The sequence below is a fragment of the Hyphomonas oceanitis genome (assembly GCF_036964545.1).
Classification (GTDB): domain Bacteria; phylum Pseudomonadota; class Alphaproteobacteria; order Caulobacterales; family Hyphomonadaceae; genus Hyphomonas; species Hyphomonas oceanitis.
The window spans coordinates 677,081-699,724 of sequence record NZ_JBALTL010000001.1; the positions used below are offsets into that span (position 1 = coordinate 677,081).

Consider the following 22,644-nt stretch of genomic DNA (forward strand, 5'->3'; position numbering starts at 1 on the left):
CGTCGCCGGATCATAAGGTTATGTTCCATGAGCAAACTCATGCTAATCGACGCCGCCCACCCGGAAGAGACCCGTGTGGCCATCGTCAATGGCGGCCAAGTCGATGATTTCGACTTCGAAACAACCGGTAACGAACAGCTTCGCGGCAATATCTACCTCGCAAAGGTAACCCGCGTAGAGCCCTCGCTGCAGGCCGCTTTCGTTGAATATGGCGGCAATCGCCACGGTTTCCTCGCCTTCAGCGAGATCCACCCCGACTATTACCAGCTTCCGGCCGAAGACCGTGAAGCCCTCCTGAAGGAAGCCGCCGAAGAGGCCGCTGCCCAGATCGAGGATGAAGACGACGACGATATTGAGGGTGACGACGACGCCCATGCCGATGCTGATGACAGCGACGACAGCGATGACGACGCCTCCGATGATGACGAGGATGACAGCGACGATGAGAGCGAAGACGGCGAGGCAAAGGCCTCGGCCAAGCCTGCCCGTGGCCGCCGCCCGGCCCGCAAGGAATCGCCGCGTTCGTCAATCTCCAAGCGCTACAAGATCCAGGAAGTGATCCGGCGCCGGCAGGTGATGCTGGTCCAGGTCGTCAAGGAAGAGCGCGGCAACAAGGGCGCGGCGCTGACCACGTTCCTGTCGCTGGCAGGCCGCTATTCGGTTCTGATGCCCAACACCCCTCGTGGCGGCGGCATTTCCCGCAAGATCGTCAATGGCGCTGACCGCAAGCGCCTGAAGTCCATCGTTGCCGAGCTGGATGTGCCGGATGGCATGGGCCTGATCGTGCGCACGGCAGGGGCCAAGCGCACCAAGGCCGAAATCAAGCGCGACTATGAATACCTCTCGAAACTCTGGGAAACCATTGTCGAGAAGACGCTGACCTCCGAAGCGCCGATGCTGATCAATGCCGAAGGCGGCCTTGTGCACCGGGCGATGCGCGACATGTTCGACAAGGAGATCGAGGAAGTCTGGGTTCAGGGCGACGAGGCCTATCGTGAAGCCAAAGACCTCGCCAAGCTGATCATGCCGAGCCAGGCCAAGAAGGTTCAGCAATGGAAAGAAGGCGATCCGCTGTTCGTCTCCGAAGCGGTCGAAGACCAGCTGGACTCCATCTATTCCCCGACCGTTCAGCTGAAATCCGGCGGCTATCTGGTGATCAACCAGACCGAGGCGCTCGTCGCGATCGACGTGAACTCGGGCAAGTCGACCAAGGAACGCAATATCGAGCAGACCGCCGTGCGCACAAACCTGGAAGCTGCTGAAGAAGCCTGCCGCCAGATGCGCCTGCGCGACCTGGCCGGCCTCGTTGTGATCGACTTCATCGACATGGACGAGAACAAGAACAATCGCGCCGTCGAGAAGAAGCTGAAGGAATGCCTCAAGGTTGACCGCGCCCGCGTCCAACATGGCCGCATCTCGCAGTTCGGCCTGATGGAAATCTCCCGCCAGCGTCGCCGCCAGGGCGTGCTGCAGGCAACGTCCGACCCGTGTGAAGCGTGTAACGGCACAGGCCGTCGCCGCTCCATCCCGTCGGCTGCGCTGCAACTGATCCGCGCCATAGAGGCCCGCGCCTCGACCGGCGGGCTGAAAAGCATTTCGGTGAAAGCGCCGACAGATGTTGCGCTCTACATCCTGAACCAGAAACGCGAAGCACTGATCGAGATCGAACGGATGGCCGGCTTTGCCGTGTCGATCCATTCGTCCGAAGACCTGCTGCCCGGCGACTTCATGATCGATGCCGAGCGCGACCCCAACTCGAAGCCGAAGAAGAAATCGCCGCCGCGTTCGCTGTCGAAATCCACCAAGCCCGCTGTCTCCGATGAGGATGATGACGAGGATATCGAGGACGAGGATGACGAGGTCGTCGCCGAAACGGATGACGAAGCCGAAGACAAGGCTGAAGACACGCAAGGCAAGCCGCGCAAGCGTCGCCGTCGCCGGGGTGGCCGCGGCCGCAACCGCGATGCCCGGGATACGGGCCTCGAAGTGATCGATGGCGAAACCCCGCCTGCCGCCGCCTCTTCGGATGAAGACAGCGACGATGATGCCGATGACGAGGGCGAGGGCGGCAATGCGCCGGAAGCCCGCTCGGACGACAGCGAGGAAGCCGGCCGCAAGCGTCGTCGTCGCGGTCGCCGGGGGGGACGTCGCCGTCGCCGTTCGGGCGGTGAGGATCGCGCCGAGGGTTCGGAAGAAAGTGCGCCCACAGATGGCGGCGCCTATCTCGACGGCCTGTCGGCCAGCGCACCGGACATGCTGGACGCGGAAGCGCCAAGTGAAGCCAAGCCTGAAGAAGCCTCTGCCCCAGCGCCAGAACCTGCCAAAGCCGACGCACCTGAAAAGGCCGAAGCGGACGCTGAGGAGCCTGTGAAGGCAGAGAAGCCGAAACGCGCCCGTCGTTCGCGCGCCAAGCCGAAGCCAGAGGCCGAGGCCGCTGCAGCAGAGGCGGCGCCGGCACCGGTTGAAACCAAGGCTGCGCCTGAGCCCAAGCCTGAGCCAAAACCTGCACCAGACGTCACGCCTGCGCCTGTGGTCGAAGCGGTCAAGGAAACCGTCGCAGCGGAAGCCGCCCCGGCGCCTGAAGCAAAGCCCGAACCGGCCAAAGCAGAGGCCAAGGACACCGGTTCAAAGCGCAAGGGCTGGTGGGCCCGCGCCAAGGGCGAATAAGGCCCTACAGACAAGCAGAAACAAAAAAGGCCGGAGCAGCGATGCTCCGGCCTTTTCCTTTCAGCGTTTAGCTGGCGCCCTTAGGCGGCGGCTTTGGCTTTCTCGCCGCCGGGTGGAAAGCGGTCGTAGAAGCCTTCGCCCTTGGCGGCCATGTCGCGCAGCAGGTCGTTCGGACGGAAGCGGTCGCCATACTTGTCAGCGAGGCGGTCAGCCTCTTCGACGAATGGCTTGATGCCCCAGATCAGGTCCATGTAGCTGGCGCAGCCGCCGGTATAAGGCGCAAAGCCCCAGGCGAGGATCGAGCCGATGTCGGCATCGCGCGCGTCGGTGATGACGCCTTCTTCGAAGCAACGGGCGACTTCAATGGCCTGACGCACGAGGAAGCGATGGGTCAGCTCGGTCTTCAGCGCAGGCGGGCACTCGTCGACCTTGACCTCGATCATCTTGTTGATGTCGGGCCAGAGGCGTTCCGGCTTGCCCTTCTCGTTATAGTCGTAGAAGCCCTTGCCAGCCTTGCGGCCAACGCGGCCCTGGTCTTCGACCAGCCAGGCGAGGAACTGCGTGCGCTCATCGCCCTGGACGTCAGCGCCCATGGCTTCCGCCGTGGCGCGCGTGACCTTGAGGGCCGTGTCGATGCCGACAGAGTCGGTCACTTCGAGGGCGCCCATCGGCATGCCGCACTGGCGGCCGACATTCTCGATGATCGCGGGCTTGATGCCTTCGGCTAGCATTTCCATGCCTTCGCGCGTGTATGTGCCGAAGCAGCGCGAGGTGTAGAAGCCGCGGCTGTCATTGACGACGATCGGCGTCTTGCGGATGGCAAGGACGTAATCGATCGTCTTGGCGAGCGTCGCTTCGCTGGTTTCCTTGCCCGAGATGATCTCGACAAGGCCCATGCGCTCAACCGGCGAGAAGAAGTGGATGCCGATGAAATTGGCCGGGCGGCTGGACGCCTTGGCCAGCCCAGTGATCGGCAGCGTGGACGTGTTGGACCCCATGACAGCCGTATCAGCGAGCTGTTCCTCGGCCATTTTCGTGATCTTGGCTTTCAGCTCTTCATTCTCGAACACGGCTTCGACGACAAGGTCTGCACCTTTGACATCGTCATAGGATGTGGTCGGCGTGATCAGCGCGAGGAGAGCATCGCCCTTCTCCTGCGTGAGCTTCCCACGCGAGACATCCTTCTCGACGAGCTTGCGGGAATAGTCCTTGCCCTTCTCGGCATTCTCCATGGAGACATCGACCAGCACGGTCGGGATGCCGGCCTTGGCCTGGACATAGGCAATGCCTGCGCCCATCAGGCCGGCGCCGATAACCGCGACCTTCTTCAGCTCGTATTTCGGATAGCCCGCCGGACGGTTGCCACCCTTGGAGAGCGCCTGCGTCGACAGGAAGAGCGAGCGGATCATGGCTTTCGCCTCTGGCCGCTGCTGCGTGTTGATGAAGTAGCGCGTCTCGATGCGCAGGCCCGCGTCGATCGGCACCATGATGCCTTCATAGACGCAGGAGAGGATGTTCAGCTGGGCCGGATAATTGCCGTAGGTCTTGGCGTGGAGCATGGCGTTGGCCATGGTCATCACCTGACCGGCGCCGGGGGCACGGTGTGGAACGCCGCCGGGCACTTTAAAGCCCTTCTCGTCCCAAGGTGCTTTCGCTTTCGGATTGGCCTTCACCCAGGCCTTGGCCTTGGCGACAGTTTCCGACGATGGCGCGAGTTCATTCACCACGCCCATGGCGAGCGCCTTCTCGGCATCAAAGCTTTCGCCCTGGAGGATCAGCGGCAGGGCCGTCTGCACACCGACGAGGCGTGGTAGGCGCTGCGTGCCGCCGGCGCCGGGCAGGAGGCCGATCTTGGCTTCCGGCAGGCCGAATTGCAGCTTCGGATTGTCATTGGCCGCGACGCGGTAATGACCCGCAAGCGCCACTTCGAGGCCACCGCCAAGCGCGAGGCCGTTCAGCGCAACCGCGACAGGCTTGCCGCATGTTTCGAGCTGGCGAAGCGTCTTGTTCAGCGAGAAGCCCGCGTCGAACTGGGCCTTCTTGATTTCGGCTTCGCTCTTGGGTTCGGACGATCCGCCGCTGCCGGCGCGGTCGCCCATTTCGCCGAGGTCAGCCCCGGCGCAGAAGCCGCTGGCCTTGCCCGAGGAAATCACAAGGCCCTTGATCGCGTCATTGGTCGCGACTTCCTGCGTGAAGGCGATGATGTCGGCGACGGCCTTGCCGGTCAGCGTGTTCATGCTGCGGCCCGGCACGTCGAACACGGCATGGGCAATGCCGTCCGCGTCGATGTCGAATGAGAATGTGTCGAGTTTCATGTCTGTCTTCCAGTAATTCGGGTAAGGATTAAACGCGCTCGATGATGGTCGCGGTGCCCATGCCGGCGCCGACGCAGAGCGTGATGAGGGCGGTTTCCTTGCCGCTCCGCTCAAGCTCGTCGACCATGGTGCCCATCAGCATGCCGCCGGTCGCGCCGAGCGGGTGGCCCATGGCGATGGCGCCGCCGTTCACGTTCATCTTGTCGTGCGGAATGTTCAGCTTGTGCATCATCAGGAGGACAACCGAAGCGAAGGCTTCGTTCAGTTCATAGAGATCGATGTCTTCCGGGTTCATGCCGGCCTTCTTCAGCGCCTTGAGCGACACATCCGTCGGGCCGGTCAGCATGATGCCGGGCTCGGAGCCGATGGAAGCCATGGCGCGGATGCGGGCGCGCGGCTTCATGCCGAAGCGCTCACCCATTTCCTTCGTGCCGAAGAGGACAGCCGAAGCGCCATCCACGATGCCCGACGAGTTGCCGGCGTGGTGGACGTGGTTGATCTTCTCAAGCTCGGGGTAACGCTGCTTGATGACTTCATCAAAGCCCATGGCGCCCATGCCAAGGAAGGATGGCTGCAGCGCGGCGAGCGACTGCATGTCGGCTTCCGGGCGCATGTGCTCGTCATGGTCGAGGCGGATGCCGCCCATCTGGTCCTTGACGGGAACGATGGACTTGGCGAAGCGGCCCTCTTTCCAGGCGCGGGCGGCGCGCTTCTGGCTCTCGACAGCGAAGGCATCGACATCATCGCGCGAGAAGCCCCACTTGGTGGCGATCGTGTCAGCACCAACGCCCTGCGGCGAGAAGTAGGACTTGATGGCGATTTGCGGGTCGCTCGACCAGGCACCGCCAGCAGCGCCCATCGGCACGCGGCTCATGCTTTCAACGCCGCCGCCGATGGCCATGTCGGCCTCGCCGGTCATGACTTTCGAGGCGGCCATGTTGCAGGCTTCGAGGCCGGAGGCGCAGAAGCGGTCGACCTGCACGCCGGCGGTCGTTTCGGCATAGTCGGCGTTCAGCACCGCGATGCGGGCAATGTCGCCGCCCTGCTCGCCAACCGGCGAGACGCAGCCGAAGACGACATCGTCGACCATGGCGGTGTCGATCTCGTTCCGGTCACGGATGGCCTGCAGGACTTGCGTGCCGAGGCTCAGAGCAGTGATTTCGTGGAGGGAGCCGGAGGACTTCCCTTTGCCGCGCGGGGTGCGGACGGCGTCATAGACATAGGCTTCATTCATGGGAGAGGCTCCTTTAAAACGTGGGATCAGGGTGCCGGTGAGTTCACCGGGTTGAGTGTGAGGCTCGCGGCGCAGCGGGCTGCTTCCTTGCCGCGGGAATCGAAAAGTTCGGCCTCGGCGAAAACCATCGCGCGGCCGATATTGCGCAGGCGTGCGACCACTTCGATAGCGCCGACACGCACGGGCCGCAGGAAATGCGTGTGGAGATCGACGGTAGACGGCAGGGCGCGCTTGCCCGCCTTCATGCCGGTCAACATGCCAATCGTATCATCCATCATGGCGACGAGATACCCGCCCTGGATCACGCCTGCGGGATTGGTGAATTCCTGACGGCCCTCAAAGCGCACACGCGTCTCCCACTTCTTCATGTCGAGCGACAGGAGCTTGAAGCCAAGCGACGTCGAGGACGGGCTCGGCTGAGGGAAGACTTCCGTGATGCGTTTGCTATCGGGCATATGTGTCTAGAGCGTCCTCGCGATGAGCATTTTCATGACTTCGTTGGCGCCGCCATAGATGCGCTGGACGCGGGCGTCGGCATACATCTGGGCGATGGGATATTCGTCCATATAGCCGAAGCCGCCATGCAGCTGGAGGCACTCGTCGATGATCTTGCACTGGAGATCGGAGATCCAGTATTTCGACATGGAGGCCGTTGCTGCATCAAGTTCGCCCTTCAGCAGCAATTCCGTACAATGGTCTGCAAACACTTTTGCGACAGTCGCTTCGGTCTTGGCTTCGGCGAGCTTGAACTGCGTGTTCTGGAAATCGAAGATTGTCTTGCCGAACGCCTTGCGGCCTTTGACATATTCGACCGTCTCGTGGATCGCGCGCTCGATCATGCCAATGCCCTGAAGGCCGATGATATGGCGCTCCTGTGGCAGTTTCTGCATCAGCTGGATGAAGCCCTTGCCCTCTTCCTCGCTGAGCAGCGCAGACGCCGGCACACGCACATCATTGAAGAACAGCTCGGACGTGTCAGCGGCGTGCTGGCCGACTTTCTCAAGGTTGCGGCCGCGCTCGAAGCCTTCAAGGCCGTCGGTCTCGACGCACAGGATCGAGATGCCCTTGGCGCCTTGTGTCGGGTCGGTCTTGGCACACACAAGGATCAGGTTGGCGGTCTGGCCATTCGAGATGAAGGTTTTCGAGCCATTGATGATGTAGCTGTCGCCATCTTTCCTGGCGGTGGTCTTCATGCCCTGAAGGTCAGACCCGGCACCCGGCTCGGTCATCGCGATGGCGGTGACGAGTTCGCCGGTGCAGATTTTCGGCAGCCAGCGCTGCTTCTGGTCTTCGGTGCCATAGGCCGTGATGTAGGGCGCGATGATGGCATTGTGCAGCGTGATGCCGAAGCCGTCGACGCCCTTCCATTGCTGCTGTTCGATGATGATGGCCTCGTGGCGGAAATCCCCGCCTGCCCCGCCATATTCTTCCGGCACCGATGCGCCGAGCAGGCCCATCTCGCCCGCCTTGGTCCATATTTCGCGCGGCACGATGCCAGCCTTGCGCCATGCCGGAACGTGCGGGGTGCATTCCTTTTCGAAGAACTGGGCAACCGCATCGGAGAAAATGTCCATTTCCTCGTCATTGCGCCAGTTCGACTTCGGCACATTTAATGGACTCTCACGCATTACTCGGTCTTCCCTTTGATTTCTGACGCGGCACTTGCCGCTTACGTTCACGTAAACATGTAAGAAACAGAGCGCCGCTTGCACAGTGGTCACGCTGCGTCAGGGATGTGCGCGCGAATGCGCACACCCCGTCTGGATCAGAACTGGTCGGCCGACAGTGCCATCATCGACTTGGCACCCGTTTTCACCTTGGCCAGATGCGCGGCGGCATCCGGCAGCATGCGGTCGAGGAAATATTGGCCCGTCAGCAGCTTCTCGTCATAGAAAGGCTCGCCATCCGCCTTCTTCTCGATCGCCACCTTGGCCATGCGCGCCCACATATAGGCCAGCGCGGTGATGCCGAAGAGGTGGAGGTAATCATGGCTGGACGCGCCGGCATTGTTGAAATCCGACATGCCGTTCTGCATCAGCCAGGTCGTGCCTTCCTGCAACTGGGCCCGCGCGGTCGACAGGCCTTCGATGAAGGGCTTCAGCTCGGCATCGTCGCCCGCCGTACCGATGAAATCGTCGAGTTCGGCGAAGAAGCTGAACACGGCCCGGCCGCCATTACTGGCAAGCTTGCGGCCGACAAGGTCGAGCGCCTGGATGCCGTTGGTGCCTTCATAAATCATCGTGATGCGGCAATCGCGGACATATTGCTCAAGGCCCCACTCGCGGGTGAAGCCCGAACCGCCATGCACCTGCAAGCCGATATTGGCGCTCTCGAACCCCTTGTGGGTCAGGTAGGCTTTAACCACTGGCGTCAGCAGGGCCATATAGTCCCCTGCCCGCTCGCGCACTTTCTCGTCATTGGACTTGTGCTGCAGGTCGCCCTGGAAGGCGGTCCAGTAGGCAAAGGCGCGGGCGCCCTCGATAAAGACCTTCTGGTCGAGCAGCATGCGGCGCACGTCGGGGTGCACGATGATCGGATCGGCCACCTTCTCCGGCGCCTTGGCACCATTGAGCGAACGACCCTGAACGCGGTCCTTGGCGAAATCGACGGCATTCTGGTAGGCAATCTCGGCTTGCGAAAGGCCCTGCAGGCCGACGCCGAGGCGCGCCTCGTTCATCATGACGAACATGGTGCGCATGCCCTTGTGTTCCTCACCGACGAGCCAGCCGGTCGCGCCGTCATAGTTCATGACGCAGGTGGCGTTGCCGTGGATGCCCATCTTCTCTTCAAGGCCGCCGCAGGAACAGGCGTTGCGCTCGCCGAGCGAGCCGTCGTCCTTGACGATATATTTGGGCACAACGAAGAGCGAGATGCCCTTGATGCCTTCGGGCGCGCCGTCGATCCGGGCAAGCACAAGGTGAATGATGTTTTCGGTGAGGTCCTGCTCGCCGCCGGAAATCCAGATCTTCTGGCCTGTAATCTTGTAGCTGCCATCGGCCTGCGGCGCGGCTTTTGTCTTGATCAGGCCGAGATCCGTGCCGCACTGCGGCTCGGTCAGGTTCATCGTGCCGGCCCATTCGGCAGAGGCCATTTTCGGCCCGTATTTCTGCTTCTGCTCTTCCGAACCGCCCGCCATCAGCGCCTCATAGGCGCCGCCGGTGAGGCCGGGATACATGCCGAAGGCCATGTTGGCGGAGGAAATCATCTCGCCCCATGCCAGACCGACGACCTGCGGCAGACCCTGACCACCCATGGCGGTGTCCTTGGTCAGCAGCGGCCAGCCATTCTCAACCAGCAGCTTGAACGCTTCGGGAAAGCCGTCCGGCGTCTTGACGCTGGAGTCGTCATTGCGCTTGCAGCCCTGCACGTCGCCGACATGATTCAGCGGGAACAAGACTTCCTTGGCGAACTTGCCACCCTCTTCCAGGATCGCGTCGATCAGGTCGGGTGTCGCGTCCTCAAAGCCGGGCAGGTTGGAATAATTCTGAAGCTCGAGCACTTCATGAAGAATGAATTGCATGTCGCGGACAGGGGCGTCGTAACGTGGCATGTGAGCTTCCTTGTAAACAAAAATGGCAACTGGCGATCAATCTAGAGCAATCGTCTAGAAAGGTCGTTCCAGTTGCCAGAACCTCGGATAAGGAGGTGGATCAGACTTCGTCGAGTTGGCGACGGGCGACCGCTTCATAGGCCGCGACCTGTCGCTTGCCTTCTTCGTTCGGGCCGACCTTCTGGATGAGGTCCTCAAGCCAGAGGATACCCTTGCGCAGTTCGGTCAATGCCGTGTCGATGTCTTCGCGCTGGACTTCCAGCTCTTTGACCTGCTTCCGGAACTTGTCGAGCATCATGTACTTCTGAGCCCGTTCGCCGTCGTCCAGCACGTAAAGATCAAGGATTTCACGAATATCGGCCAATGGCAGGCCGAGACGCTTGAGGCGCACGATAATCGTGAGGCGAGCACGGTCCCGGTTCGAATAGACACGGGTCATGCCATCGCGCGCCGGGTGCAACATGTCCTTGTCTTCATAGAAGCGAAGGGCACGTGGCGTCACACCATATTCCCGGGCAAGCTCGGAAATCGTGAAGGTGCGGCTATCGGCGGCGGAAATGTGTGATGTCTTGTGATGCATTTGGTCAGCTTAGACCACGGGTTACGCGAACGTCAACGTCAACTTTACGCGAACGTACAGGGAAACTTGCCCCTTGGTAAACGAAAACGGCCATCCCTTACCAAATAGCAGGTAAATATTTACCTTTAACCTCGCTTTAAGACCAAGCCTGTCATCACGGTAAACGAGTGTGAACGAATCGGCCTCTAAAGTTAACTTCCAAGGCCGGGTGAGGGAGTATCGGGGATGAACCAGACAGGCCCCTGGAGTGTCAAAGGCATTGACCAACGCGCGCGCGATGCGGCGCGAGAAGCCGCCAGTGCGGAAGGTCTCACGCTTGGCGAATACCTCAACCGCCTTTTGATGTCTGACGATTACGACCTGCCGAACGAGATCTCCTCGCTCTACCGTCCGCAAGGCCGCAATCATTCCGAGATGGCGCCCCCGCCGCAGCCATCGACCGCCTCATCGACCCTGGACCGACTGACCCGGCGTATCGAAGCCGCCGAAGCGCGCTCGACGCTTGCCATCACAGGCATGGACCACACCGTGCTCGGCCTCGTCGCCAAGCTGGAACAGGCTGAAGGCAACAGCAACGCAGTTATCGGTCATGTCGAAAACCTGATCGACGAAATTCGTGGCACGCATGAAGCGCTGCAATCCAAAGTGCGCCGGCTGGAAGAAGATGACTCTGCCCAGCAGAACCTGGACGCCCTGAAATCGCTGGAGGACGCGCTCGGCAAGCTGGCCACGCATGTCTACGAAGAAAGCGAAATGACGCAGAACGACACGCAGGCCATCAAGGGCCGTGTCGAATCCGGTTTCGCTGACCTCAATGACCGCGTCGAAGGCATGGAGACGAAAGTCCAGTCGACCCTTTCCGAGGCGGCTGCCCGTGTCGAGAAGGCCGTCCAGGACGCAGAGAAACAGTCCAAGGGCGCCGCCACGGAAGTGGCCGAGCGCCTGTCAGCCGTCGAGGCCGACGTCTCCGGCGCGCTGGAATCCATGGAAGGCACGCTGCTGCGCATCCAGGACCGGCTGAACCGCGCCGAGACAACTACGGATGCGGCGCTGAAGAGCCTGGAATCCACGTTCACAAGCCTCGACAGCCGTATAGAGGCAGTTGCTCAGGCCTCGGACCCGGAACTGGCGGACCGCCTGCGCGCCGAATTCGAAGCCAAGTTCGAGGATCTGACGAAATCGGTCCGGGAAACGGTGGATCAGGCCCGCCTTGAGCTGGCCGATGAAATTTCCCGCGCCGCCGAGGGGTATGACGGCACGGCCGTCACCACAATCAAATCCGAGCTGGGCGATGTCCAGAAGCGCCTCGCCGCCACCGAAGAGCGCCAGACGCGCGCGATGGAAACCGTGTCGAGCCAGGTCAACCGCATGTCGTCCAGCTTCGACGAACGCATCCGCGAAGTTGAAGCCCGCGACGACACGGCTGCCACCGAAGCCATGCGCGCCCAGTTCGAACGCCTCGGCGAGACGGTCAGCGCCCGGATCGATACGCTGGCAGAACGCGTCGACGAGCGCGTGACCGAAAGCGAAACCCGTAGCGCAGACGCCATCGAGCAGATCGGCGAACAGGTCGCCACGGTCGCCTCACGCTTGCAGAAGCGCCAGGACGACGCGGTCAAGGCGATCGCCACGCATATGGAAGAGAACCGCAAGCGCACCGATGCGCGCCTGTCGGATGCCCTGTCCAATGTGTCCGAGCGTCTCGAGCAGATGCAGAGCCAGTCGACCTCTGCCCTGTCGCCTGTGCAGCGCGCGATTGCATCGCTGGCGACGCGGCTTGAAAGCCTCGAGGAATTCACGTCCCCGCCCTATGCCGATCCCGGCGGCGCTGACACACTGCCTGACGCCCCTGACTTCTCTACGCCGCCCGTCACTGCGCATGTTCCGCCGCACACTCAGGCAGCCGCCACCTTCATGCCCGGCCTGCCGGATGCGGAAGATGAAATCGTCGATGAGGACTTCTTCGCTGGCGAAGACGATGGCCTGAAAGCAGACACTTCAGATGTCTTTGGCGACATGTCCGACGCCTATGCCGAAGACGACGATGACGATGACGACGAGTTTTTCGAAGCCGGTATCCAGGGATGGAATGAGGCCCTGGAAACCGCCCGCAAGTCCGACGCCACCAGCACGGGCGCACCGCATGATGCTGCGCCCCTCACAAAGGCCGAGATGGGGCCGGAAGCCTATTTCGATCCACTGTCCGAGCTGGACGGCATTGATGGCGTGCATGACAGCCACACCGAGGCCCGCGCCTCCGACATCTTTGACACTGATGATGACGAAGATGATGACTTTCTCGAAGCCCTCCTGCCGACCATCGCGCCTGCCCCTGCACAGGATGAAATGCTGGCAGACGAAGAGGCGCCGCTCGCCATCCGCGAAGACGACACGAGCGACTATATCGCCCGCGCCCGGCGCGCAGCGATCAGCGCGGCCGGCAGCCCTGCAACCGCCGCGCATCGCCGCGACCGGCGCAGCACGGACATGCCCGGCTACCGCACGCAAGGCTCCAGCAAGCTGCCACTCTATGCGGCGGCATCTGCCGTCGTGATCACTGGCGCTGCCGTGGGCGGCTATCTCTATATTCGCGGCAAGCAGGCTGCGCCCGTCGTTGCTGCATCGGTCGACACTTATGTTGATCCGGGTGCGCCCGAAATCGTTGAAGCGCCTGTGTCGGCTGTCGAGGCCGCCTCTGAGGCGGCTGCACTGGCAGAGGCGACGGCGGACAACGCACCTATGCCGGACGTCCTGCCGGCAGGCGCAACCGATGCTGACCTGTTTGATGCTGAAGACGCTGAGGCTGAACTCGCCGCCCCTGCACCAGCTCCCAACCCTGTGGAAGCGGCAGTGGTCATGACCAAGGCTGCGCAAACGCCTGCCCCGGCTGCGGCACCCGCGCCGGAGCCCAAACCGCCCGCCAAAGTGGTCGCTGCAACCGCCAGCTTCCCGGCCATCTCACCTTTCGTCTCGGTCGAGAGCGCAGCGGCGTCAGGCAATCATATCGCCCAGTACCAGCTGGCGCAGGACCGTATCGCTGCCGGCGATTACGCCGCTGGTGCGTCGATGATGCGCAAGTCGGCCACCAAGGGGCTTCCGATTGCCCAATATGGCCTCGCCAAGCTGCACGAAAAGGGCATGGGCGTTCCGAAGGATCTGTTCCTCGCCCGCGACTGGACCCAGAAGGCAGCCGAAGGCGGCAACGTGAAAGCAATGCACGACCTGGCCGTCTATTTTGCCGAGGGCGAGGGCGGCACGCAGAGCTATGCCGGCGCCGTCGAGTGGTTCCGCAAGGCGGCCGAGTTCGGCATTGTCGACAGCCAATACAATCTCGGCATTCTCTATGAGCAGGGTCTCGGCATCAGCCCGAACCTGACCGAAGCCCTCTTCTGGTTTGAAGTGGCTGCAAAGAGCGGTGATCCGGGCGCACCGGCAAAGGTCAAGGAGCTGAAGGCGCGCGTTTCTCCGGAAGCCGCCGAGCAGGCCCACAATCGCGCCGTTGCATGGGAAGCCTCACGCGACAATGCGATCAGCAATGGCCGCTTCGGCGCCCAGCCATGGAACACGGGCAACCCGCTGCAGGTGCAGGGCGTGCAGGTGGCGCTCTCCGCGCTCGGCTATCAGATTGGTACGCCGGACGGCGTCGTCGGCGGGTCCACGGCGCAGGCAATCCGCACCTATGAAGCGGCGAACGGCCTGCCCGTCACCGGCACGATTACCGGCGACCTGATCGACAGCCTGAATGCCCGCGCTGGCGAAGCCGCCAACGGCTGAGCCTCATGGGTTGCGGATGAGGCGTGACAGCCGCATGCGTTCTAGATATGTTCCATGAGAATCGTGGCAGGATATCTGAATGACACCTCTTATCACCATTGGCTCGATCGGCCTTGATGCCGTCCATGTATTCCTCCTGCTGGCCGCTATTGGCCTGGGCGGTTTCGCGTGGGCGCTGCGAGGCACTACCGCGCTTATCCGCCGCGACCTGAAGCGGGCTGAAGAAGACCTCGCTGATACGAAGCAGGCCCTGCGTACGCAGCAGGAAGTCGCCCGGCAGGCCGAGCTTGCCCTCGCCGAAGCGCGCGCCCGCAGTGCAGAGGAAGAAACCAAGTTTGCCCAGCTGGCACAGGGCGTGCTGCAACGCGCGAACACCGCATTCCTTGAGCGGGCCGACGAGACGTTCAAACGCCACCGGGAAGGCGCGCAGGGCGAGCTGAAAGAGCTGATGAAGCCCATCGGCGAGAATTTCGATGCCTTCAAGAAGCGCGTCGACGACCTTGAGAAAGTGCGTACCGAGGACAAGTCGCTCCTGTCGGAACAGGTGAAATCCATTAGCGAGAGCCTGCTGCGCAACACCGCCGAGACCGGCAAGCTGGTCAACGCGCTGACCGCGCCAAAAGGCGGCGGACGCTGGGGCGAGATGACCCTGCGCAACGTGATGGAGCAGGCAGGCCTCTCGGCCCATTGCGACTTCAGCGAGCAGGTGCATGACGAAACCGAGGAAGGCCGCCAGAGGCCGGATGCGATCATACGCCTGCCGGGCGACCGCCAGATCGTGATCGATTCCAAGGTGTCGCTCGCCTCCTATATGGCCGCCGTGGAAGCCGAAGATCCGGCCCAGAAGATCGTCCACCTGAAGGCCCATGCGACTAGCGTTCAGCGCCACGTCAACACGCTGGCCTCGAAGGACTATCAATCAAACCTCGGCAACCGGTTCGATTACATCGCCATGTTCATTCCGGGAGAGAACTTCTTCGCCGCCGCGCTGCAGGAAGCGCCGGACCTGATCGAACGGGCAATGTCCAAACAGGTGATTGTCACCACGCCGACAACATTGATCGCCCTCGCCAAGACCGTTGCGCATCTCTGGCGCCAGCATCACCAGAACGAGAATGCGATGGCGGCAGCCGAGCTTGGCGCCGAACTCTATGGACGGATGGGCGTGATGCTTGGTCATATCGAGAAGCTCGGCAAGACGCTGAATGGCTCGGTCGACCATTTCAATTCGGCCATGGGATCGTTCGACAAGCGTGTGCTGCCGACACTGCGCAAGTTCGAGGACATGGAAATCGCCCCGCCGAACAAGCCGCTGGCCGAGCCCAAGCAGATCGAAAACCGGGCCAATACGCCCGAACCGATGGGCGAGCTGGACTTCGGGGCAAAGAAAAAGGCCCTTCCGGCGGAATGAAACCGGGCAGTTGACCAAACGCCCTACCCTACATATCTGACTGTCATGGCTATTCGCGAGATCCTCACCGTACCCGACCCGCGCCTCAAGGAGGTGTCAAAACCCGTTGAAGGCGGCGTTACCGACGAGATTCGCGCGCTGATGGATGACATGCTGGAAACCATGTATGACGCGCCGGGCATTGGCCTGGCCGCAATCCAGATTGGCGTGCCGCTGCGCGTGATCGTCATGGACCTGGCCCGTGAGGACGAAGAGCCGAAGCCGCGCTATTTCGTGAACCCGGAAATCCTCGAAACCGTCGAAGAGACCCAGCCCTATGAAGAGGGTTGCCTCTCCGTGCCGGACATTTTCGACCAGGTAGAACGCCCCGAGCGCTGCCGGATCAGCTATCTCGACTATAATGGCAACCAGATCGAGGAATGGGCCGAAGACCTCTATGCGGTCTGCATCCAGCACGAGATGGACCATCTCGAGGGCACACTGTTCATCGACTATCTCTCGCGCCTGAAGCGCCAGCGGGCCGTCGACAAGGTGAAGAAGGCCAAGCTGCGCAGCCTGCGCGAAGACGCCGCCTGAGCCTTCGGGGCCATTCTTCCCTTTATTGCCTGCGCCGGGCGCGCTAGACCCCCGCACCATGACCCAGCCCCTTCGCCTTGCCTTCATGGGCAGCCCCCAGATTGCCGTTGATGTGCTCGCCGCGCTGGTCGCTGCGGGCCATGAGATCGCGTGCGTCTATTCCCAGCCGCCGCGCCCATCGGGCCGGGGCAAGAAGCTGACGCCGACGCCGGTGCAGGCCTGGGCGGAAGAACATGGCCTTGAAGTGCGCACACCGAAGAGCCTGAAGAAGGCGCCGGAGCAGGAGGCCTTCGCGGCCCTCAACCTGGATGCCGCTGTTGTGGTCGCCTATGGCCTGATCCTGCCGCAGGCCATTCTGGATGCGCCGCGGCTTGGCTGTCTCAACATCCATGCCTCGATCCTGCCGCGCTGGCGGGGCGCCGCGCCGATCCAGCGGGCGATCATGGCGGGTGACACGGAGACGGGCATTGATGCGATGCTGATGGATGCCGGGCTCGATACCGGGCCCGTGCTGGCCTCCGCCCGCACGCCGATCACGCCAGCGACAACGGCAGGGACGCTGCACGACCGGCTGGCGGAGCTGGCCGCCGAACTGGCGCCACGCGCGCTGGCCGGGCTGGCGGATGGATCGCTGGTGCCTGTGGCGCAGCCGGAGGGCGGCGACACGTATGCGAGCAAGCTGACGGCGGCGGACCAACCGATTGACTGGTCAAAACCGGCTGCGGAGGTGGACTGCCAGATACGTGGCCTTTCCCCCTTCCCCGGTGCCATCTGCCATTGGGCGCCGGAAGGCGAGGCAGAGCCTGTGCGGCTGAAACTGCTGATGAGCGAAGCGACCGGCGCGTCCGGCGGGGCGGCGCCGGGCACGGTGCTGGACGACCGGCTGTTGGTGGCCTGCGGCGATGGCGGAGCGGTGCGGATCAGCCAGCTGCAGCGGCCGGGCAAGGGCCCGATGACGGCGGCCGTGTTCCTGAACGGCACGCCGATCGCGCCCGGCACGGTGCTGAGCTGATGAGCGTGTGGATCCGCCCGGCGCATGATGACGAGATTGACGCGATCGCGGCGCTGAACACGGCGGCGTTCGGCCAATCGGCCGAGGGCAAGATCGTGCGCAGGCTGAAGCGCGATGGCGACAGCGTGCTGTCGCTGATTGCGCATGATGACAGCCAGATCGTGGGGCATGTGCAGTTCTTCCGCATCCAGATTGACGGCGCGCCTGTGGCTGTTGGCCTTGGGCCGATGTCTGTTCTGCCCGCGCGGCAGAGGCAGGGCGTGGGGAGTGGGCTGGTGCGCACGGGCCTGCTGGCGCTGGAAGGCGCAGGCGAAACGCGCGTGTTCGTTCTGGGGCACCCGGATTATTATCCGCGCTTCGGGTTTTCCGCCGAGATGGCGTGCAATTTCGTGGCGCCATGGAACGGGCCGGCCTTCATGACGCGGGCGCTGAGCGATGCGGCGCCGGCTTCCGGCACGCTGACCTATCCCGCAGCGTTCGAGGCAGGTTGAGCATGGCGCGTTACAAGCTTCTCATCGAATATCATGGCGGGCCTTATCAGGGCTGGATGCGGCTGCCCGGCAAGCCGACGGTTCAGGGCGCGCTTGAAGAGGCCGCCGCCGCGCTGGATGGCGGGCCTGTCGAGATTTATGGCGCGGGGCGCACCGATAGCGGCGTGCACGCGATGGGACAGGTAGCGCATTGCGACTTTGCGATTGACCGCCCCGGCAAGGTGGCCGACGCGCTGAACGCGCATTTGCGGCCCCACCCGATTGCCGTTCTGAAGGCGGAAAGGGTGGACGAGGATTTCCACGCGCGGTTCAGCGCAAAGGCGCGCCACTATCGCTTTGTCATCATCAACCGGCGGGCCAACCTGACGGTGGAGAACGGCCTCGCATGGCGCATTTCGCCGAAACTGGATGCACGGAAAATGCACGAAGCGGCGCAGGTGCTGCTCGGCACGCATGATTTCACCACGTTCCGCGATGTGGAATGCCAGGCAAAGAGCCCGGTCAAGACGCTCGATAAGTTTGATGTCGCCCGCTATGGCGACCGTATCGAATGTACGTTGTCGGCGCAGAGCTTCCTGCACCGGCAGGTGCGCTCGATGGTCGGCTCGCTGGTGGAAGTGGGGCGCGGCAAGCGCGACGCACGCTGGCTGACGCAGATACTGGAAGCGGCAGACCGCACGGCCTGTGGGCCGGTCTCACCGCCGGACGGGCTGTTCCTGGAAAAAGTGGACTACGACTGAGGCTGCACGTGCGGCGCCTGTGAGGGCGCTTGGGGGGGCGGGGTCTGGTTTTCGGGGACTGGATTTCGGGTCAGGTGTCCGGCAGGGGCAGTGTTCGACCCAGGCCGGCGCTTGCGCTTGGGCCTGCTACGGGGCAATCGCGGTGCGATTGCTGATCCCTGCGCAGCTTTCGCCGGGGATACGGCGTTTCTGGAAGTTCGGTCGAAAGCGCTGCCGCCAGACGCGGCGAGACGGGCGCGATGGTGCTGCGCGGCCCCTGCCCCGGCGCGTCGGATATGGCATCCACATAAATCGTGCCGCAGCGGTCCACGGAGATGAGCAGGCCCTGCCCGCTCTCCTTCATCCAGCGGTTCAGGTTCCACAATTGCAGCCACAGCCATGGCCAGAAGACGACATGGACGTGCGCATAAAGATGAGCGTGAGCCGGGTGCATGACGCGCAGTATACGCGCAGTGGGAGGGGGTGGGGAAAAGTGGGGGGAATTCCTACAAATGGAAATGAGAATTGCTTCAATGAAGCGCTCTACCCCCTTTCCGATGAGTGCCTTGTGAACATGGAACGCTCCCCTTCGCTGAGTACCTGTAGAACTCTGGAATATCTTTTCGAGACCGTTCTATCGTCGAAATGGAGAGCAACGGGACGAACTGTGCAATCCGAACGGTTGATCATTAAACTGCGTAAGCCCAGCCATCCTCTTTCCTCAAGATTTCCAACCAAGGCTCTCCTCAAACAGTTCGTTGCGATATCGACTAGTTCAAGGCCGGGAAGCGCTTCACTTGAAAATGTAAAATGCTCTCGAAACATCTTCTGTAGATCAACTCCCGTCGCCCGCTTATCGCTCGCAGGAGGAACCACCTCTGACAAATACTCCGGAACTTCATTCATAAAAAATCGCTCGAAGTGGCGATAATCACCAACCTTAAGCAACATGCCGGGTCGCTTAATTGATACGGCCTGAAGCCAAACAACAATCATGTTTGACCACCAGTCTTCCCAGTCGCTTATCAATCCTTTTTGCTTAGCATCAATCACCCAATGAAAACTTGATAGTTCCTTTGGATTGCGCTGGGAATGATATCCTATCATTTCCTCCATCACACGATGGAGAAGATCAATAGTAACGATCATTTGCGCATAGAGTTGAGGGGGGAAATTCTTCATCCTCATTTGAAGACTACTGACATTGGCGCGTAGCTCTGGCGTATGGCCGTTCGTCAAGTTGCGCGCCAAAGCCGCAATTCCACTTGTCCTGTGCCGTTCTACGTCAGCCAAACTATGGTCGGCCATGTCGATCATAGATGAGCAAAATATGGCTTCATGCTGACGAAGCATGGCGAGCACGGCAGAGCATTGCTCTTCATTCAGGAGGCTGCCCTTAACTTCGCCCCCCTTCTTCGGCAGTGTTTCGCGAAGTTTCCCATACGCTTTATAGAGCTTGGGCATCTTGTAAGAACAAATTATCAGCGCACCCAAAGTAGATACGGATGGCTCGGGATTTCCAATCCCGCTGAAAGTGCCCGACTCATCTATGAAGATATACAATGGATCAGCAATATTTTCCCAAGTTAGTCGCTTAATACCATAAAACTTCATTCGCTGCGCTCATGTATGCGGCGCAAGTTTAGCCCCGCTAAACCAACACGATATGTTGCCATTGGCGGGCGCGGGCCCATCTTGCGTGGGTCGGCGCGGCTATTGTGTGCGCCTTTTTGCGAATGATCAGACCAGCCACGAGGCCCACCATGACAACGACCGCTCCCCTGTTTGAAAAAATGACGCTTGCCCATGGGCCCGCGTGGAAGAACCGGTTCATGCTGGCGCCGCTGACCAATACGCAGAGCCATCCGGACGGTACGCTGTCGGATGAGGAATACCACTGGCTGACCCTACGGGCGGAAGGCGGCTTTGGGCTGGTGATGACGGCGGCGGCGCATGTGCAGGCTGTGGGACAGGGCTTTCCCGGCCAGATCGGTGCGTTTGGCGACGAGCATATTGAGGGCCTGACACGGCTGGCCGCCGGGCTGAAGGCGAAGGGTGCGGTCTCGTCGCTGCAGCTGCACCATGCGGGCGACCGTTCGCCGGCTGATCTGGTCGGCGTGCCGGTTGGCCCGTCGGACGAGGCGGACAAGGGCGTGCGGGGCCTGACGCTGGCCGAAGTGGAACAGCTGCGCGATGATTTCATTGCGGCGGCCGTGCGCGCGAAAAAGGCCGGGTTTGACGGCGTGGAAGTGCACGGGGCGCATGGCTATATCATCGCGCAATTCCTGTCGGCGGAGATCAACAAGCGCGAGGATGCCTATGGCGGCAGCCTGGAGAACCGGGCACGCCTGCTGTTCGAGATTGTGAATGGCATTCGCGCCGCGACGGGGCCTGACTTCCAGCTGGGCCTGCGCCTTTCGGCGGAGCGGTTCGGCCTTGAGCTGGACGAGATGTTGACCGTGACCAGGCGCGTGTTTGCCGAGCAGGTGATCGACTTCTTCGACCTGTCGGCCTGGGACGTGAACAAGGAGCCTTCGGATGAGGCCTTCAAGGGCCAGACGCTGGTGTCGCTGTTCACCGCGCTGGACCGGGGCCGGATACGCCTTGGCGCGGCAGGCAAGATCATGGATGCGGAGACGGCGGTGAGCGTGCTGGACGCGGGATGCGATTTCGTGGTGATCGGGCGCGGGGCGATCCTGCGGCACGACTTCCCCGAGCGTGTGCGCCGGGACGCGGCCTATACGTCGCCGCCTTTGCCCGTGCCGGAAGCCTGGCTGAACGCACAGGGCCTGAGCACGCGGTTTGTCGATTATATGCGCGCCTGGCCGAATTATGTCGCCAAGGACGGCGACGATACAAGCGCCTATGACGGGCTTGAGGTGACGCTGGCGGCAGAGACCGTCAGCTGACACGGGCTGAGCGCTTGAACTGGCGACCCTGTTGGTGCGTTAAGCGGGGCAACCCGAGGAGAGACCAATGAGCGACGCGAGCCCTGCAGCCGTGGACCAGAAGACATTGTGGAACGACGCGGCGGGCGAAGCCTGGGTGCGCGGTCAGGACATGCTGGACGCGATGTTCCGGCCCTTCGAGGCGATGCTGGCCGAAGCGGCAGGGGGTTGCCGGGGCCGTGTGCTGGACGTCGGCTGTGGCACGGGGGCGACGACGCTGGCCGTGGCGGAGGCCGCACCGGACGCCGAGTGCGCGGGCGTGGACATATCCGAGCCGATGATTGCCGCCGCTGTGGCCAAGGCGGCAGCGGCCGGATCGACGGCGCAATTCCTGTGCGCCGACGCGCAGGACCATGGCTTTGCCGATGCGAGCATCGAGATGATCGTGTCGCGCTTTGGCGTGATGTTCTTCCGCGACCCGGTGGCGGCCTTTGCCAATTTGCGCCGGGCGGCGACGGCAGGCGGACGGCTGAACGTGATTGCGTGGCGCAGCGCCGACGAGAATCCGTTCATGACGACGGCGGAGCGGGCGGCGGTGAAGCTGATCCCCGATTTTCCGGTGCGCAAGGCCGAAGGGCCGGGTCAGTTCGCCTTTGCCGACGCGGCCCATGTGCGCGGCATTCTGGAAGCGGCCGGCTGGCGGGATGTGAGCCTGATGCCGGTGGATGTGGCCTGCGAAATGCCGGAGCCCGCGTTGCGCAATTATCTCATGCAGATGGGGCCGCTGGGCGTGGCGCTGAACAAGGCAGATGCCGAGACGCGCGAGCGGCTGAGCACGGCGGTGCGCGCGGCGTTCAACCGCTATGTCGACGGCGACAGTGTGCGCTTTGACGCGGCCTGCTGGACGATCACGGCGCGGGCCTAGAGGCCGAAGCGGGCCTTGTTGCCGGCGATCAGGGCTTCGAGCTTGGGCAGGCCGGACTTGATGCCGCCAGCGAGCTGTTTGCTGACGAGGATGTTAAGGGGGAACATGGCGCTGGCGCGGCCGGTCCAGCGCAGTTCGCAGCCGCCGAGCACGTCAACGATTTCATAGTCCTCGACACCGGCGGAGATGGGCAGGCTGGACTTGTCGAAGCGGAAGGCCATGCGGCGGCCTTCTTCCCAGAGGAAGAAATATTCCTCGATGACCATGTCGCCGATCTCGACGGTGCGGGTCGTGCCGTCCCGGAAGGGCTTGGGGCTGGTCCAGGTGACCTTGGTGATGGGCAGCCATTCGGTCCAGGCTTCGGCATCAAGCAGGGCGGCCCAGACGGCGCTGGCCGGGAACGGGAACTTGTGCGCGATGGTGCCCTTGGCGCCTTCGAGATAATGCTCCGCGACCGGTTTGTGCTGTTTCAATGCCTTGGCCATAAGTCATGCCCTCCCCT

At 62.3% G+C, this 22,644-nt stretch carries 18 protein-coding genes; 9 read left to right on the forward strand and 9 right to left on the reverse strand.

The features are described from left to right. The first annotated feature begins 27 nt into the window (after nucleotides 1-27). Entirely contained in the window at nucleotides 28-2,667 is a 2,640-nt protein-coding gene (locus V7651_RS03395; RefSeq protein WP_335612164.1) for an Rne/Rng family ribonuclease, read from the forward strand. An 80-nt stretch (nucleotides 2,668-2,747) separates the two neighbouring features. Here the strand turns inward: V7651_RS03395 and V7651_RS03400 are convergent, their stop codons facing one another. From V7651_RS03400 to V7651_RS03425, 6 genes are all read right to left on the reverse strand, one after another. Continuing rightward, a complete protein-coding gene (locus V7651_RS03400) occupies nucleotides 2,748-4,982 on the reverse strand; it encodes a 3-hydroxyacyl-CoA dehydrogenase NAD-binding domain-containing protein (protein ID WP_335612165.1) in 2,235 nt (744 codons plus the stop codon). Nucleotides 4,983-5,010: 28 nt separating this feature from the next. Further along, entirely contained in the window at nucleotides 5,011-6,216 is a 1,206-nt protein-coding gene (locus tag V7651_RS03405) for an acetyl-CoA C-acetyltransferase (RefSeq protein WP_335612166.1), read from the reverse strand. A 26-nt stretch (nucleotides 6,217-6,242) separates the two neighbouring features. Beyond that, nucleotides 6,243-6,671, reverse strand: coding sequence for a PaaI family thioesterase (locus V7651_RS03410; protein WP_335612167.1), 429 nt, complete (start codon nucleotides 6,669-6,671; stop codon nucleotides 6,243-6,245). Nucleotides 6,672-6,677: 6 nt separating this feature from the next. Continuing rightward, nucleotides 6,678-7,844 carry an acyl-CoA dehydrogenase family protein gene (locus V7651_RS03415; protein ID WP_335612168.1) on the reverse strand — a complete coding sequence of 389 codons (1,167 nt, stop codon included), beginning with the start codon at nucleotides 7,842-7,844 and terminating at the stop codon, nucleotides 6,678-6,680. 137 nt (nucleotides 7,845-7,981) lie between these two features. Then, nucleotides 7,982-9,766 (reverse strand): acyl-CoA dehydrogenase C-terminal domain-containing protein, encoded by a 1,785-nt coding sequence (locus V7651_RS03420; protein ID WP_335612169.1) that lies wholly within the window; start codon nucleotides 9,764-9,766, stop codon nucleotides 7,982-7,984. A gap of 100 nt (nucleotides 9,767-9,866) precedes the next feature. Further along, a complete protein-coding gene (locus V7651_RS03425) occupies nucleotides 9,867-10,346 on the reverse strand; it encodes a MerR family transcriptional regulator (RefSeq protein WP_051614547.1) in 480 nt (159 codons plus the stop codon). Nucleotides 10,347-10,571: 225 nt separating this feature from the next. Between V7651_RS03425 and V7651_RS03430 the strand changes: the two genes are divergently transcribed. From V7651_RS03430 to truA, 6 genes are all read left to right on the forward strand, one after another. Further along, nucleotides 10,572-14,120, forward strand: a complete 3,549-nt coding sequence (locus V7651_RS03430; protein ID WP_335612170.1) for a peptidoglycan-binding protein — start codon at nucleotides 10,572-10,574, stop codon at nucleotides 14,118-14,120. A gap of 79 nt (nucleotides 14,121-14,199) precedes the next feature. Further along, nucleotides 14,200-15,531, forward strand: coding sequence for a DNA recombination protein RmuC (locus V7651_RS03435; protein WP_335612171.1), 1,332 nt, complete (start codon nucleotides 14,200-14,202; stop codon nucleotides 15,529-15,531). A gap of 45 nt (nucleotides 15,532-15,576) precedes the next feature. After that, nucleotides 15,577-16,107 carry a peptide deformylase gene (def, locus tag V7651_RS03440; protein WP_335612172.1) on the forward strand — a complete coding sequence of 177 codons (531 nt, stop codon included), beginning with the start codon at nucleotides 15,577-15,579 and terminating at the stop codon, nucleotides 16,105-16,107. A 58-nt stretch (nucleotides 16,108-16,165) separates the two neighbouring features. Next, nucleotides 16,166-17,119 (forward strand): methionyl-tRNA formyltransferase, encoded by a 954-nt coding sequence (gene fmt, locus V7651_RS03445; protein WP_335612173.1) that lies wholly within the window; start codon nucleotides 16,166-16,168, stop codon nucleotides 17,117-17,119. Continuing rightward, nucleotides 17,119-17,610, forward strand: a complete 492-nt coding sequence (locus tag V7651_RS03450) for a GNAT family N-acetyltransferase (RefSeq protein WP_335612174.1) — start codon at nucleotides 17,119-17,121, stop codon at nucleotides 17,608-17,610. Before fmt ends, V7651_RS03450 begins: the two co-directional genes overlap by 1 nt. 2 nt (nucleotides 17,611-17,612) lie before the next feature. Then, a complete protein-coding gene (gene truA, locus V7651_RS03455; RefSeq protein ID WP_335612175.1) occupies nucleotides 17,613-18,350 on the forward strand; it encodes a tRNA pseudouridine(38-40) synthase TruA in 738 nt (245 codons plus the stop codon). Between the two features lie 70 nt (nucleotides 18,351-18,420). Here truA and V7651_RS03460 read toward each other — a convergent pair whose 3' ends face one another. Together V7651_RS03460 and V7651_RS03465 are read right to left on the reverse strand one after the other, a co-directional pair. Further along, nucleotides 18,421-18,783: a hypothetical protein gene (locus V7651_RS03460; RefSeq protein WP_335612176.1), complete on the reverse strand. Its 363-nt coding sequence runs from the start codon at nucleotides 18,781-18,783 to the stop codon at nucleotides 18,421-18,423. A gap of 89 nt (nucleotides 18,784-18,872) precedes the next feature. Then, a complete protein-coding gene (locus V7651_RS03465) occupies nucleotides 18,873-19,943 on the reverse strand; it encodes a hypothetical protein (RefSeq protein ID WP_335612177.1) in 1,071 nt (356 codons plus the stop codon). A 149-nt stretch (nucleotides 19,944-20,092) separates the two neighbouring features. Between V7651_RS03465 and V7651_RS03470 the strand changes: the two genes are divergently transcribed. Beyond that, nucleotides 20,093-21,238 carry an NADH:flavin oxidoreductase gene (locus V7651_RS03470; RefSeq protein ID WP_335612178.1) on the forward strand — a complete coding sequence of 382 codons (1,146 nt, stop codon included), beginning with the start codon at nucleotides 20,093-20,095 and terminating at the stop codon, nucleotides 21,236-21,238. 67 nt (nucleotides 21,239-21,305) lie between these two features. Continuing rightward, nucleotides 21,306-22,142, forward strand: a complete 837-nt coding sequence (locus tag V7651_RS03475; protein ID WP_335612179.1) for a class I SAM-dependent methyltransferase — start codon at nucleotides 21,306-21,308, stop codon at nucleotides 22,140-22,142. Here the strand turns inward: V7651_RS03475 and V7651_RS03480 are convergent. Continuing rightward, nucleotides 22,139-22,627: an SRPBCC family protein gene (locus V7651_RS03480; protein WP_335612180.1), complete on the reverse strand. Its 489-nt coding sequence runs from the start codon at nucleotides 22,625-22,627 to the stop codon at nucleotides 22,139-22,141. The two genes, V7651_RS03475 and V7651_RS03480, sit on opposite strands and share 4 nt — an antisense overlap. Nucleotides 22,628-22,644 lie beyond the last annotated feature (17 nt).